This window comes from Streptomyces sp. NPDC051051 (assembly GCF_040682975.1).
Taxonomy (GTDB): domain Bacteria; phylum Actinomycetota; class Actinomycetes; order Streptomycetales; family Streptomycetaceae; genus Streptomyces.
Genome location: NZ_JBFBCB010000008.1, coordinates 140190 through 153085 on the forward strand (window position 1 = coordinate 140190; position 12896 = coordinate 153085).

The following is a 12896-nucleotide window of genomic DNA, read 5'->3' on the forward strand; positions in this document are numbered from 1 at the left end:
CACAACCTTCACAGGCGGCCCTAGGAACGTCACGCGCCGGGAACTTAGTCTTCCCGCGTCATGGATTACTGCCACCCGTGCCGTCGGCACCTCAACGGCGCCCTCGCCTGCCCGGGATGCGGCACCCCTGCCGACCGGCTGCCCGCGCACCAGCAGGAGACGTACGAGCCGGAGCCGTACACGCCGCCGTACGCCGCTCAGGAGCCCGCACGGGAGGAACGCGACCCCGGTGCGGACCGAGGTGCCCCCGAGGCCGCCGAGGCGCCCGAGACCGGGCCCGAGTCCGGGGCCGGGCCCGACGCCGAGGGCGATTCCGCGACCCCCGCCGCCGGACGCGCCCGCCGCCGCCGTGAGCAGAGCCGCGGCCGGGGCGGCAGGGAACGCGGGCCGGCCGGTGAGGGCCCCGCCGAGGGCGAGGCGAGCCGTCGCGATCGCAAGGCCGCCGCGCACCGCCGTCGCCGTCGCCGCACGCTCCTCGTCACGGCCGGTTTCCTGCTCGCCGCGGGCGGCCTGAGCCTGGCCGAACTCGGCATCGACGCACCGGGGTTCGGCTCCTCCTCGAACCCGGCGGCGGCGGGCGGGGAGTCCGCGCGGATCGAGTCCGAGGAGTCGCCGGGCACCACGGTCGAGCCCGTCGGCGACGCGGAGGGAAGCGGCGAGGCGTCGGCCTCCCCGTCCGCCGACCCGTCCGCCTCGGCCTCCGCTTCGGCCTCCGCCTCGGCGTCACCGTCGGCATCGCCCGACGAGTCGGAGACGCCGCAGGGCGACGAGGAGCAGGATCCCCGGACGGCACCCGCCCCCGGCACGCCCCCCGCGGCCTCCACCCCGGCGGACTCCGGTCCCGGCACCCCCACGGCCGGCCCGACCACCTCCGCCCCGGAGCCGGCACCGTCACCGTCACCGTCGGAAACCTGCAACCGTTTCCTGTGGTGGTGCACCTAGGCGTGCTGTCCGGACAGCACACCTGGCCCCACCCGTTTCCGGGCCGGGGCCGGCCCCCGCTCCGCGGTGCGGACCGGTGGGTGGCGTCCTGCGGGGTCAGCGGGTCAGGGAGACGGCGAAGGGCCTGAAGCCGTGCCGACGCAGGACATGGGGCACCACCAGGATCATCGCCTCGGTGGCGCGTGCCGTGCCGATGTCCCCGAGGTCCTCGATCCACGCGGGTTGCCAGCCCAGGTCGCCGAGGAGCCTCGTGACGGCCCGCTTCGCGTGGGCGTCGTCGCCCGAGACGAAGACGGTCGGCGGGGTGGCCAGACTCTCCGGGGCGGTCATCACCGTGAACACCATGGTGTTGAGGGTCTTGACCACCCGGGTGTCGGGGAGGGCGGCCTGCAGTCGCTCGGCGAGGCTGCCGCCGGGATAACACAGCTCGCCGGGCAGACCGTCGGCGTCGCGGGTGGCGTTGGAGACGTCGACGAGGATCTTTCCGGCGAGTTCGGCGCGCAGGCCGCCGAGGCGTTCCAGGGAGCTGTCGCCGGGCGTCGCGTTGATCACGACGTCCGCGGTGCGGGCGGCGGTCTGCTGGTCGGCGTGGGAGATGCGGGGGGAGCCGACGTCTTCGGGGGGCGCCGCGGTCCGCTCCTGCGGACTCCGGCTGCCGAGGACGACCTGGTGTCCGGCCGCGGCGAGCCGGCCGGCGAGACGGGTGCCGACGCGGCCGGCGCCGAGGATGCCGATGCTGGTCATGGGGTGTTGCTCCTTGCGGTGAGGGGCGGAGGGCCGTGGGCCGTTCGGCCCGCGGTCAGGCGATCGGCGACAGCACGTCGAGGGCGGCGGCGTGGATGCCGGGGGCGGCGGCCAGGAAGTCCCGGCTGCCCGCGCGCCAGGGCTCGCCCGTCAGGTCGGTGACGGCGCCGCCGGCCTCGGAGACCAGCAGGGCACCGGCGACCAGGCCGGAGCGGACGTCGGAGAACTGCCAGAACGCGTCCATGCGTCCGGCGGCGACGTGGATGAGCTGCATCGTGGCGGGAACGGACACGCGCGTGACGAGTGCGCCGTCGAGCATGGCGGTGACCGACTCGCCGATCCGCCGGTGGGTGGCCTCGTCCTCGCCGGGCCTGGCCTGACCGGTGCCGACGAGCGCGGCACCCAGGTCGGTCTTGGCGGACACCTCCAGGGGGCGGCCGTCGAGACGGGCACCGCCGCCGACGACAGCGGTGTACGTGTCGCCGGTCAGCGGCAGGTGGACGACGGTGAGCACCGGCCGGTCGTCGCGGACCAGGGTCGCGGTGACGGCCCATTCCGACATGGCGTGGACGTGGTTGATGTTGCCCTCGACGGGGTCGACGACCCACCACTCCCCGGCCGGGAGCGGGCCGCCCTCCAGCTCGTCCTCGGCCCACCCCGATCCGGGCCGGGCCTTCAGCAGCGGTTCCCGCAGCACGGCCAGCGCCGCGGCGTCGTTGGCGTGGATCTCGTCGACGATCTCGCTCGCGCTCACGCCCCGGGCGTACGGCGTGCAGCGGTCGCGCAACGTGCGGCCGGCGGCCTCCACCGCGGCCGTCACCTCGGACAGGAGGGTGCCGTCGGTGGCGAAGGGCATGGCTGAACTCATTTCGGAATCCTTGGAGTCGGGGATCGCGGGGCGGCTCGTCCGGCTCCCGCACCTCGAACGTAGGCCGCTCGCCGATTAACAACAAGTGCATGCTTTTCACTCGTAGAGTTACTCGGATGCAATTGGATCTGAACCTGCTCACGGCGCTGGACGCCCTGCTCGAAGAGGGCAGCGTCGCCGGTGCCGCGGCCCGCCTGCACGTCACCCCGCCGGCGATGAGCCGCTCCCTGGGCCGCATCCGCAGGGCCACCGGGGACCAGATCCTGGTCCGCACCGGCCGCGGCATGGTCCCCACCCCCCGCGCGCTGGCCCTGCGCGCCCAGGTCCACGCGCTCGTGCAGCAGGCCCACCACCTCCTGTCCGCACAACAGGAACTGGACCTGGCGGCCCTGGAACGGGTGTTCACCGTGCGCTGGCACGACGCCCTGACCGCCGCCTGCGGGGCGGCCCTGATCGCCGCCGTCCATCGCCGGGCCCCCGGCGTCCAGCTGCGCCTGCCCGCCGAGTCCGGCACGGACACCCCCGAGCTACGGCGGGGCGAGGTGGACCTCGAGTCCAGCTCCAGCAGGCCGACGCTCCCCGACATCCGGCACCGGCTCGTCGGCCGCGACCGGCTCGTCGTCGCCGTCCGGCCCGGGCACCCGCTCACCGAAGGCCCGCTGACCGTCGAGCGCTACGCGGCCGCCGAACACCTCACCGTGTCGCGGCGCGGACGCCTGCGCGACCCGGTCGACGACGCCCTGGCCGCCCTCGGGCACGAACGCCGCGTCGTCGCCGCCGGGCCCACCGCCGCCTTCGCGCTGCAACTCGCCCCCGAAACCGACCTGGTGCTCACCCTGCCCGACGCGGTCACCCGCGACGCCCGGGAGAGGCTCGGCCTGATCGCCCTGCCCCTGCCCGTGCGGATGCCGGCCGTCCCGCTGTACCTGCTGTGGCACCGGCGCTACGACGACGACCGCGCCCATGCCTGGCTGCGCGACCTGGCCACCGAGACCGTCCGGGCACTCTCCGGCCCACCGGCTGCCGAAGGGGCCACCCCCGCCTCCCGAAGCGGACGGTGAGCGGGGAAATCCCGCGAAGCCCGCCTCCCGTCCGGAGCACGCCGACGCGGCGGCGGACCACCCTGTCCCGGCCGGGCGGCGGCCGGCCGCTCCCGCCCCGGACGGGCAGTGGCCGGCCACGCCGTCCCGGCCGGCAGCGGTCAGCCGGCCGCCCCCGGCCCGGCCTCGTCCGTGCCCAGCATGCCGCGCAGCAGGCCCCGCAGCGCCAGTCGCTCCTCCTCGGCCAGTCCGGCGAGCGGCTCGCGGGCGAACCGCAGGTTTTCCCGCAGGTGCTTGGCCGTCCGGCGCCCCTCGTCCGTCGCCGCGGCCAGCTTCACCCGGCGGTCGGCCGGGTCGGGCCGGCGTTCCACCAGGCCCCGGGCCTCCAGGCGGTCGACGATGCCCGTCACGTTGGACGGCTCGCACTTCAGCTTCACCGCCAGCTTCCGCATCGGCATCGGCTCCAGGGAGAGCAGGCTGAGCAGCCGGGCCTGCGCGCCGGTGAGGGAGTGCCCGGCGGCGGCCTCCTCGTAGTCCTGGTGGAACCGCGCCACGACCTCGCCGATCAACTCGACGACCTCCAGGGTCAGGGGGTCGGGCCGACGGGTCTTCTGGGGTGTGGACATGGTTTCCAGGGTACCCGCTTACTTGACATCATGAAATATCCAGGCGCATGGTTGTTTCAGGTACTGAAGTATTTGCGTCGTGTGCGCCCGCAGCGCCCGCGCCGCTCCGGCGCACGCCGCACCACCCCACAAGGAAGGGCTCCATGTCCGACACCCCCGCGCTCCCGTCCGTCAGCCGCGAATGGCGCCTGCTCAGCCGCCCCGTCGGCTGGCCCAAGGCCGAGGACTTCGAGCTGGCCGAGGCGGAGATCCGGCAGCCCGGCCCCGGCGAGGTGCTCGTCCGCAACGCCTACCTCTCCGTCGACCCGTACATGCGCGGCCGGATGAGCGCCGCCAAGTCCTACACGGCCCCCTACGAGCTGGGCAGGGCCATGCTGGGCGGCGCGGTCGGCGAGGTCGTCGTCTCGCACGCCGAGGGCATCGCCGCGGGCGACCACGTGCTGCACTTCGGCGGCTGGCGCGAGTACGCCACGTTCAACGCCGCGCAGGCCGTCAAGGTCGACCCCGAGGCCGCCCCGCTCTCCACCTACCTGGGCGTCCTCGGCATGACCGGCCTCACCGCCTACGCCGGCCTGCTGCGCACCGCCGCCCTCAAGGAGGGGGACGTGGTCTTCGTCTCCGGTGCGGCCGGCGCGGTCGGCAGCCAGGTCGGCCAGATCGCCAAGCTCAAGGGCGCCTCGCGGGTGATCGGCTCGGCCGGCTCCGACGACAAGGTCAAGCTCCTGGTCGAGGAGTACGGCTTCGACGCGGCGTTCAACTACAAGAACGGTTCCGTGAGCGAGCAGCTGCGCGAGGCCGCCCCGGACGGCATCGACGTCTACTTCGACAACGTCGGCGGCGACCACCTGGAGGCCGCGATCGGCTCCCTGAACGAGGGCGGCCGCATCGCCGTCTGCGGCATGATCTCGGTCTACAACAACACCGAGCCCGCCCCCGGCCCGCGCAACCTCGCCCGCCTCATCCAGACCCGCGGCCGCATCGAGGGCTTCCTCGTCGGCGACCACTACGACCTCCAGCCCCGGTTCGTCCAGGAGGTCGGCCCCTGGGTCGCCTCGGGCGCCCTGAAGTACCGCGAGACGGTCGTCGAGGGCATCGAGAACAACCTGGAGGCGTTCCTCGGAGTACTGCGGGGCGACAACACGGGCAAGATGATCGTCAAGCTGTAACCGTCCGCTCCGCCCCCGACCGGGTCGGACGGTGTGCGGACGAAGGACCGGGGGCCGGGGCGCGGCCCCCGGTCCGGGACGGGAAGGGGCGGCGGGGCGGACCGCCCCCACCCCGCCCCCTCAGCCCAGGGCCGTCGCGGCCCCGTGCACCGCGGCGACGAACCTCTCGTTCTCCGCCCCCGGCCCGCCCGGGAACGCGAACCGCCGCCGCGTGTAGCCGTAGGCGATCCCGCTCCGCGGATCCGCGAAGCCCTGGCTGCCCGCCGCCCCGCTGTGCCCGAAGGCCCCCGCCCCCAGCACCGGATACCAGGTGTCCGCGGTCGCCTGGAACCCCAGCCCGTACGACCTGTGCGCCCGCGCCACCAGGTCGTACCCCACGGAGTGGAACTGCGCGAACTCCGCCGCCGTGTCCTCCTTCAGCAGCGGCGCCTTCCCGCCGACCTCGCTGATCGCCGCCGCGTACATCGCGGCCAGCCCGCGCGCGGAGGCGACGCCGCCGACGGACGCCGGCCCCTTCGCCCGGACGAGCGGATCGTTCGGCAGCGTCCCGAGGCCGGTCGGCTCGGCGGCGTGCCGGTTGAAGGCGATGCCGGCAAGGGTGTGCGGCCCGTCCGGCAGCGCCCGCTGCTCCTCGGCCGGCGCCATGGCCTGCGCCGACCGGAACCGCGGCTCGTGCGCCCCTGGCAGTCCCAGGAAGAGGTCGAGTCCGTACGGCGCCCGCACCCGCTCCTCGTACACCTCCTGGAGCGTACGGCCGGTCGCCCGCCGTACGACCTCGCCGCTGAGCGCCCCGATGACCAGCGCGTGGTAGCCGAACGCGGTGCCCGGCCGCCAGAACGGCCGCTGGTCGGCGAGCCGTTCGGCGATCTGCCGGTCGTCCGCCAGTTCCTGCCGGGAGAACCCGGAGTCGGTGCCGACCACCCCGGCCCGGTGCGCGAGCAGGTCGCGCAGGGTCAGCGCGCCCTTGCCCTCGGACGCGAACTCGGGCCAGTAGTAGGTGACTTTGCGGTCCAGCTCCAGCGTCCCCTCCTGCACCAGGAGCGCCACCACCAGATGGGCGGCACCCTTGGACGACGAGAACACGCCGTAGAGGGAGTCGGCGTCCGCGTCCTCCCCGGCCCACAGGTCGACGACCCGCCGGCCGTGCACGTACACGCACAACTGGCCCTCGTAGTCGGACCGTTCGGTCGCCACGAACGCGACGAACTCGTCCCGTACCGTCTCGAAGCCCGCCGCGACGGTGCCATGGATCTCCTGGGTCATCCGCTCTCCTCCACCAGACCGCTGCTCGCGTGTGCCGTGGTCAACCGTGCTTCCGGGTGCTCCCGGGTGCTTCCGTCGATCGGTACGGCGAGGTCTACCCGTTCGACTCAACGGCGGCGGGCAGGTGTTTGGTGTCGTGGGTAGCCCGGACGGCGTAGGGGCGGCCGGGCGCGGGACCGGTGCGCGCGATCCTCGGCGGCTCTGATGTCATGCTCGCGCCCCGATAGAATCCGGCCATGCGCGATCTTGGGGCGGGATTCGGATACCTCCTGAAGGGCCACCGCTGGGTGGCCCGGAACGGGAAGCAGTACGGGTTCGGGCTCGTGCCCGGCCTGATCACCCTCGTCCTGTACGGGGGCGCGCTGGTGGCGCTCGGCGTGTGGGGCGAGGACTTCGTGGGCTGGGCGACCCCCTTCGCCGACGACTGGTCGAGCCCCTGGGGCGGACTGTTCCGCGGGTTCCTGACGGCCGTGCTGTTCGCGCTCGGCCTGCTGCTCGCCGTGGTGACCTTCACCGCGGTCACGCTGCTGATCGGCCAGCCCTTCTACGAGAGCCTCTCCGAGCGGGTCGACCGCGACGTCTCGCCCGACGGCTCGGCCCCGGTGTCCGGACTGCCGCTCTGGCGCGAGCTGTGGATCTCGGCCCGCGACAGCCTGTGGGTCCTGCTGCGCGCGCTGCTGTGGGGCGTGCTGCTCTTCGCGCTCGGCTTCGTCCCGTTCCTCGGCCAGACCGTCGTGCCGGTGATCGGCCTTTTCGTCACCGGCTTCTTCCTGACCGAGGAACTGACCTCCGTCGCCCTCCAGCGCCGGACCGTCGACGCCCGGTCCCGGCTGGCCCTGCTCCGCTCCCGCAGGACCCTCGTCTGGGGCTTCGGCACGCCCCTCGCGGTCGCGTTCCTGGTCCCCTTCGTCGCGGTGTTCCTGATGCCGGGCGCGGTGGCGGGCGCGACGCTCATGGCGCGGGACCTGCTGGGCGAGGAGACCGCGGGCGACGACGACCGCGAGGAGCCGGACGCCGCCGTGCCGCGGCCGCCGCACTGACCGCCGCAGCCGCAGCCGCAGCCGCAGCCCCGCAGCCTCAGCCGCGGCCGCCCGGACCGGCCGTCAGTCCACGTCCTCGCCCAGCAGGCGCAGGAAGTCGCGGAAGGCGCCCGGCATGTCCACCGCCTCCGGGTCCAGGAGCCACTGGTACTGGAGGCCGTCCATCACCGCCACCAGCAGCGGAGCGGTCCGCTCCGGGGTGAGCCCGTTGGGCAGGCGGTCGCCGTACTCGGCGCGCAGGACCGCCGCCGTGTTCGCCCGCACCTGCCGGTACCGGTCGGTGAAGTACTCCCGCGCGGGATGCCCCTCGGTGACGCTCTCGCCGAGGAGGGCGGAGAAGGTCTGGATGACGCCGGGCCGCATCGCGTTGTACTCGACCAGCGAGCACAGCAGGTCGATCCGCCACCGGGTGTGCGGCATCGCGTCCCACTGGTCGCGTTCCTCCAGCACCGCGACCAGCAGCGCGTCCTTCGTGGGGAAGTGGTGCAGCAGCCCCTGCTGGGTCAGCCCGACCCGCTCGGCCACCGCCGCCAGGCTCGCGCCCCGGTAACCGCGTTCGGCGATCACCTCCAGGGCCGCCCGCACGATCTCCGCGCGCCGCTCCTCACTCCTGGTCGTCCTGGCGTTCATGCCGGTCACCGTACGACATCACCGCCCGCGAAGGTAACGGCAGCGTCTCGAAACCTACCGCTCCACAGGCGGTCGATGCACGATGGGGAACAACACCGCACAGCACCGCACAGGAATTCAACGAGGAGGCCCGCGATGGCGGACATCGAGGCGGACATCGAGGCGGCCGTCGAGGCGGCCCTCGGCAAGCTCGACCTGGACGCGAAGACCCGGCTGCTGGCCGGCCAGGACATGTGGTCCCTGCCCGCCCTCCCCGAGATCGGCCTCGCGTCCCTCGTGATGTCCGACGGCCCGATCGGTGTCCGGGGCGTGCGCTGGACCGCCGACGACCCGTCCGTCGCGCTGCCGTCCCCGACCGCCCTCGCCGCCACCTGGGACCCCGGCCTCGCCCGCCGCGCCGGGGTGCTCCTCGCCCAGGAGGCCCGCCGCAAGGGCGTCCACGTCCTGCTCGCCCCGACCGTCAACCTGCACCGCTCCCCGCTCGGCGGCCGCCACTTCGAGGCCTACAGCGAGGACCCCCACCTGACGGGACGGATCGGGAGCGGGTACGTGACCGGCGTGCAGGAAGGCGGCGTCGGCACCACCGTCAAGCACTTCGTCGCCAACGACGCCGAGACCGACCGCTTCACCGTGAACAACCTGGTCGGCGAGCGCGCCCTGCGCGAGCTGTACCTGGCCCCCTTCGAGGCCATCGTCGCCGACGCCCGCCCGTGGGGCGTCATGACCGCCTACAACACGGTCAACGGCACCACGATGACCGAACACCACCACCTCGTGAACGAGGTCCTGCGCGGCGAATGGGGCTTCGACGGCTTCAACGTCTCCGACTGGACGGCCGCCCGTGACACCGTCGGCGCCCTCCGCGGCGGCCTCGACGTGGCGATGCCCGGCCCCGCGACCGTCTACGGCGAGGCCCTCGCCCGGGCGGTGCGCGACGGCCGCCTCGACGAGCCCGAGGTCGACGACGCCGTACGCCGCGTCCTGCGCCTCGCCGCCCGCGTGGGCGCCCTCGCGGACGTCGAACCCGCCGTCCCCGTGCCGCCCGCGCCCGTCCACGGCGAGTCCCTGGCCCGCGAACTCGCCCGCCGCTCCTTCGTCCTGGTCCGCAACGAGCGCGCCGTGCTGCCCCTGCGGCCCGGCCGCACCGTCGCCCTCATCGGCGCCGCCGCCCGCGACGCCCGCGTCCTCGGCGGCGGCTCCGCCACCGTCTTCCCCGCCCGCGTCGTCTCCCCGCTCGACGGCCTCACCGCCGCCCTCCCCGAGGGCGCCCTCAGCTACGCCGTCGGCGCCGACCCGACCACCGAACTCGCCTTCGCCGACAAGGGGTTCACGCTGCGGGCCGTCTGCCGCGACGCCGCCGGAACCGTCCTCGGCACCGGCTCGGCCCCGAGCGGGCAGATCCAGTGGATGGGCAACGACCTCCCGGACGGCGTCACCTCCGACACCCTTCACACCGTGGAGCTGACCGGCACCTTCACCCCGCGCGCGAGCGGCCGGCACACCTTCGGCGTCAAGGGCGTCGGCGCCTTCACCCTCACCGTCGCCGGCACCACGTACTTCGACGACACCCAGGAGCCGGCCGACGTCAGCGACCCCTTCGAGGCGGCCTTCGGCTCCCCGGTGCCCCGCGCCGAGACCGAACTGACCGCCGGGGAGACGGTCGACGTCTCCCTCACCTACGTCGTCCGCTTCCCCGAGCGCCTGCCGCTGAAGGTCGTCGCCTTCGCGCTCGCCCACCAGGAGCCCGCGCGGGACCCGGAAGCGCTGATCGCCGAGGCGGTCGCGGCAGCCCGCGCCGCCGACACCGCCGTGGTCGTCGTCGCCACCACCGAACGCGTCGAGTCCGAGGGCTTCGACCGCACCGACCTGCGCCTGCCCGGCCGCCAGGACGACCTGGTGCGGGCCGTGGCCGCCGCCAACCCGGACACCGTCGTGGTCGTCAACTCCGGCTCCCCGGTGGAACTCCCGTGGCGCGAGGACGTCGCCGCCGTGCTGCTGAGCTGGTTCCCCGGCCAGGAGGGCGGCGCCGCCCTCGCCGACGTCCTCACCGGCGCCCACGAGCCCGGCGGGCGTCTGCCCACCACCTGGGGCTCCCTCGCCGACGCCCCGGTCACCCGGGTCGTCCCGACCGACGGTGAACTCCCCTACGACGAGGGCGTCTTCATCGGCTACCGCGCCTGGGAGAAGGAAGGCCGCACCCCGGCCTACCCCTTCGGCCACGGCCTCGGCTACACCGACTGGACGTACGACTCGGTCGAGACGGACGGCACGAACGTCGCCGTCCGCCTGCGCAACACCGGCGGACGGGCGGGCCGCGAGGTCGTCCAGGTCTACCTCGCGCCCACCGAACCCGACGCCGGCCGCCCGGTCCGCTGGCTGGCCGGCTTCGCCGGCGTCGAGGCCGGCCCGGGGGAGAGTGCCGAGGCCGTCGTCACCCTCCCGCGCCGCGCGTTCGAGATCTGGGACGAGGCCGCCCGGCGGTGGTCCTTTGTGAAGGGTTCGTACGAAATCCAGGTGGGTAGGTCTCTCGCGGACCGCAGGATCACCGCGACGATTAACGTCTGACGCGGGCCCCGCGCCCCAAGAGCAGCCCCGGTCCGGGACCTGACCCCTGGACCGGGGCTATGCACGTCCCGACGCCGTGCCCGCCGGGCCGGGAACCCGTGCCCCTACCGCGCCGAGAACCCGTACACCGTCTCCGACCGGTACACCTCGCCCGGCCGCAGCTCGGTGCTCGGGAACTCCGGCCGGTTCGGGGAGTCCGGGAAGTGCTGGGTCTCCAGCGCGACGCCCTCGCCGGGCCCGAACGGCTCGCCCAGGTGGTCGGCGGTGTACACCTGGATGCCCGGCTCGGTCGTGGCCACCGTCAGCACCCGGCCGGACGCCGGGTCGTACAGCTCGGCCACCTCCACCGGCCCGTCCGTGACGCCCTTGTCGAGCACGAAGTTGTGGTCGAGGCCCCCGCCGACCGCGCGGGCCGTACGGAAGTCGAAGCGGGTGTCCGCCACGTCCGCCTGCTCACCGGTGGGGATCAGGCCGTCGTCGACCGGCGTGTACCGGGAGGCGGCCAGCCGCAGTTCGTGCCCGCCCGCGCTGCCCGAGCCGCTCAGGTTGAAGTAGCTGTGGTTGGTCAGGTTCACCACCGTCGGCTCGTCCGTGACCGCCTCGTACACCAGCCGCAGCGCCCCCGACGCGTCCAGCGTGTAGGTGGCCGTGACCTCCAGCCGGCCCGGGAAGCCCTCCTCGCCGTGCGGGCTGACCCGGCTCAGCCGCAGCCCGTGCTCGACCGGCTCCACGTCCCACACCCGCTTGTCGAAACCGTGCGCACCACCGTGCAGCGAGTTCGGCCCGTCGTTCGGCTCGAGGGCGTAGGTCACCTCGCCCAACGGGAAGCGGGCCCGGGCGATCCGGTTCGCGTACCGCCCGACCAGCGCGCCGAGAAAGGGCTCCGGATGCGTGACGTAGCCGTCCAGGTCCGCGAACCCCAGCACCACGTCCGCACCGCGCCCTTCCCGGTCCGGGACCTCCACCGACTGCACGATCCCGCCGTAGGACAGGACCCGCACCCGGACGCCCGCCCGCTCCAGGGTCCAGCGGTGTACGGGGGTGCCGTCGGAAAGTGTTCCGAAGTGTTCGCTCATGGGGGAAACCCTAAGTCACGCGCCGCGAGCGGTGATCCGACGGTAGGCGATCTCGGCCAGCCTGGCCTGCCCGTTCGTGCTCGGGTGGAACCAGTCCCAGTGGCTCAACTGGTCGGTCCCGAAGCGGAACGCGTGCACCGCGCCGCCGTCGAACCGGCACCGCGCGTCCTCGGCGCAGACCTCCTCCAGCACCGTGTTGTAGTCCTCCACCCGCTGCCGCACGGTCTCCCGCCGCAGATTCGCCGCCGAGTCCAGCGCGTCCGCGTCCCCCAGCATCGACGGACAGATCCCCAGCTTCCACACCTGCTTGCCCAGCACGTTCGTCCGCCCCTGCGACCACAGCCGCTTCAGGTCCGGCACGCTCGCCACGTACACCTGCGCCTTCGGCGCGGTCCGGCGCAGGGTGCGCAGGGCCTCCTCGAACCCCGCCCGGAAGTCGGCCACCGGCGTCATCGCCTCCGCCGTCACCCGGCAGGCGTCGTTGGCCCCCGCCATCACCGTCACCAGTGTGGGCCTGCGTGCCGCCGCCCGCGCCATCTGCGCCGGCAGATCCGCCATCCGCGCCCCGGTCACCGCGTAGTTCCAGCTGTGCGTGGCCGCCTTCGCCCCCAGCAGCCGCACGGCCACACTGTTCACCTCGCCGCTGTCGCCGGTCGCCCAGGACACCTCGGGGCAGTCCGTCAGCACCGAGCACGCGTCGAAGCCACGGGTGATGGAGTCGCCCACGGCGGCCAGCGAGGCGGGGCTGGTGTCCCACACCGGGGTCGGCGACGCCGAGGGCCTCGCCTTCCGCTCCCGCGCACCCGACCCGCCCGGCCCGTCCCCGCCCAGCGCGTCGCAGCCGGCCGCGCCCAGCACGACCGCGGCCGTCACCGCGGCCACGGCCCGCGAGCGGTGGCTTCGCTTCCGCATCCTTCGGTGTCCCCTCGGTCGTCC

The 12896-nt window shown here is 74.1% G+C and carries 11 protein-coding genes and 1 pseudogene; 5 read left to right on the plus strand and 7 right to left on the minus strand.

Annotation, left to right across the window (positions count from 1 at the left end; all coding sequences use genetic code 11):
- Nucleotides 1–60: 60 nt before the first annotated feature.
- Entirely contained in the window at nucleotides 61–942 is an 882-nt protein-coding gene (locus AB0N31_RS09095) for a hypothetical protein (RefSeq protein WP_366057735.1), read from the plus strand.
- 96 nt (nucleotides 943–1038) lie between these two features.
- Here the strand turns inward: AB0N31_RS09095 and AB0N31_RS09100 are convergent, their stop codons facing one another.
- A complete protein-coding gene (locus AB0N31_RS09100; RefSeq protein WP_366057736.1) occupies nucleotides 1039–1686 on the minus strand; it encodes an NAD(P)-binding domain-containing protein in 648 nt (215 codons plus the stop codon).
- 55 nt (nucleotides 1687–1741) lie between these two features.
- Nucleotides 1742–2554 carry an inositol monophosphatase family protein gene (locus tag AB0N31_RS09105; RefSeq protein ID WP_366057737.1) on the minus strand — a complete coding sequence of 271 codons (813 nt, stop codon included), beginning with the start codon at nucleotides 2552–2554 and terminating at the stop codon, nucleotides 1742–1744.
- A 116-nt stretch (nucleotides 2555–2670) separates the two neighbouring features.
- Between AB0N31_RS09105 and AB0N31_RS09110 the strand changes: the two genes are divergently transcribed.
- Complete coding sequence (locus tag AB0N31_RS09110; protein ID WP_366057738.1) at nucleotides 2671–3615, plus strand: LysR family transcriptional regulator; 945 nt, start codon at nucleotides 2671–2673, stop codon at nucleotides 3613–3615.
- A gap of 140 nt (nucleotides 3616–3755) precedes the next feature.
- On the opposite strand, the gene AB0N31_RS09115 is transcribed toward AB0N31_RS09110, so the two are convergent.
- Nucleotides 3756–4220, minus strand: a complete 465-nt coding sequence (locus tag AB0N31_RS09115; protein ID WP_366057739.1) for a MarR family transcriptional regulator — start codon at nucleotides 4218–4220, stop codon at nucleotides 3756–3758.
- Between the two features lie 143 nt (nucleotides 4221–4363).
- Between AB0N31_RS09115 and AB0N31_RS09120 the strand changes: the two genes are divergently transcribed.
- The gene (locus tag AB0N31_RS09120; RefSeq protein WP_366057740.1) at nucleotides 4364–5386 is read left to right on the plus strand and encodes an NADP-dependent oxidoreductase; all 1023 of its coding nucleotides are present in this window, start codon (nucleotides 4364–4366) and stop codon (nucleotides 5384–5386) included.
- A gap of 120 nt (nucleotides 5387–5506) precedes the next feature.
- Here AB0N31_RS09120 and AB0N31_RS09125 read toward each other — a convergent pair whose 3' ends face one another.
- Nucleotides 5507–6649 (minus strand): serine hydrolase domain-containing protein, encoded by a 1143-nt coding sequence (locus AB0N31_RS09125; RefSeq protein WP_366057741.1) that lies wholly within the window; start codon nucleotides 6647–6649, stop codon nucleotides 5507–5509.
- Nucleotides 6650–6885: 236 nt separating this feature from the next.
- Between AB0N31_RS09125 and AB0N31_RS09130 the strand changes: the two genes are divergently transcribed.
- A complete protein-coding gene (locus AB0N31_RS09130; RefSeq protein WP_366057742.1) occupies nucleotides 6886–7689 on the plus strand; it encodes an EI24 domain-containing protein in 804 nt (267 codons plus the stop codon).
- A 63-nt stretch (nucleotides 7690–7752) separates the two neighbouring features.
- On the opposite strand, the pseudogene AB0N31_RS09135 reads toward AB0N31_RS09130, so the two are convergent.
- Nucleotides 7753–8338, minus strand: a pseudogene (locus AB0N31_RS09135) (TetR/AcrR family transcriptional regulator).
- Nucleotides 8339–8454: 116 nt separating this feature from the next.
- Here AB0N31_RS09135 and AB0N31_RS09140 point away from each other — a divergent pair.
- Nucleotides 8455–10884, plus strand: a complete 2430-nt coding sequence (locus AB0N31_RS09140; RefSeq protein WP_366057743.1) for a glycoside hydrolase family 3 C-terminal domain-containing protein — start codon at nucleotides 8455–8457, stop codon at nucleotides 10882–10884.
- 104 nt (nucleotides 10885–10988) lie between these two features.
- Here AB0N31_RS09140 and AB0N31_RS09145 read toward each other — a convergent pair whose 3' ends face one another.
- Nucleotides 10989–11960 carry an aldose epimerase family protein gene (locus tag AB0N31_RS09145; protein WP_366057744.1) on the minus strand — a complete coding sequence of 324 codons (972 nt, stop codon included), beginning with the start codon at nucleotides 11958–11960 and terminating at the stop codon, nucleotides 10989–10991.
- A gap of 15 nt (nucleotides 11961–11975) precedes the next feature.
- Nucleotides 11976–12872, minus strand: coding sequence for an SGNH/GDSL hydrolase family protein (locus tag AB0N31_RS09150; protein WP_366057745.1), 897 nt, complete (start codon nucleotides 12870–12872; stop codon nucleotides 11976–11978).
- Nucleotides 12873–12896 lie beyond the last annotated feature (24 nt).

Coding starts and splice junctions, on each gene's coding strand:
- AB0N31_RS09145 (WP_366057744.1), bottom strand. CDS start 11,960: ATGAGCGAACACTTCGGAACACTTTCCGACGGCACCCCCGTACACCGC.
- AB0N31_RS09125 (WP_366057741.1), bottom strand. CDS start 6,649: ATGACCCAGGAGATCCATGGCACCGTCGCGGCGGGCTTCGAGACGGTA.
- AB0N31_RS09115 (WP_366057739.1), bottom strand. CDS start 4,220: ATGTCCACACCCCAGAAGACCCGTCGGCCCGACCCCCTGACCCTGGAG.
- AB0N31_RS09120 (WP_366057740.1), top strand. CDS start 4,364: ATGTCCGACACCCCCGCGCTCCCGTCCGTCAGCCGCGAATGGCGCCTG.
- AB0N31_RS09140 (WP_366057743.1), top strand. CDS start 8,455: ATGGCGGACATCGAGGCGGACATCGAGGCGGCCGTCGAGGCGGCCCTC.
- AB0N31_RS09100 (WP_366057736.1), bottom strand. CDS start 1,686: ATGACCAGCATCGGCATCCTCGGCGCCGGCCGCGTCGGCACCCGTCTC.
- AB0N31_RS09150 (WP_366057745.1), bottom strand. CDS start 12,872: ATGCGGAAGCGAAGCCACCGCTCGCGGGCCGTGGCCGCGGTGACGGCC.
- AB0N31_RS09105 (WP_366057737.1), bottom strand. CDS start 2,554: ATGAGTTCAGCCATGCCCTTCGCCACCGACGGCACCCTCCTGTCCGAG.
- AB0N31_RS09095 (WP_366057735.1), top strand. CDS start 61: ATGGATTACTGCCACCCGTGCCGTCGGCACCTCAACGGCGCCCTCGCC.
- AB0N31_RS09130 (WP_366057742.1), top strand. CDS start 6,886: ATGCGCGATCTTGGGGCGGGATTCGGATACCTCCTGAAGGGCCACCGC.
- AB0N31_RS09110 (WP_366057738.1), top strand. CDS start 2,671: ATGCAATTGGATCTGAACCTGCTCACGGCGCTGGACGCCCTGCTCGAA.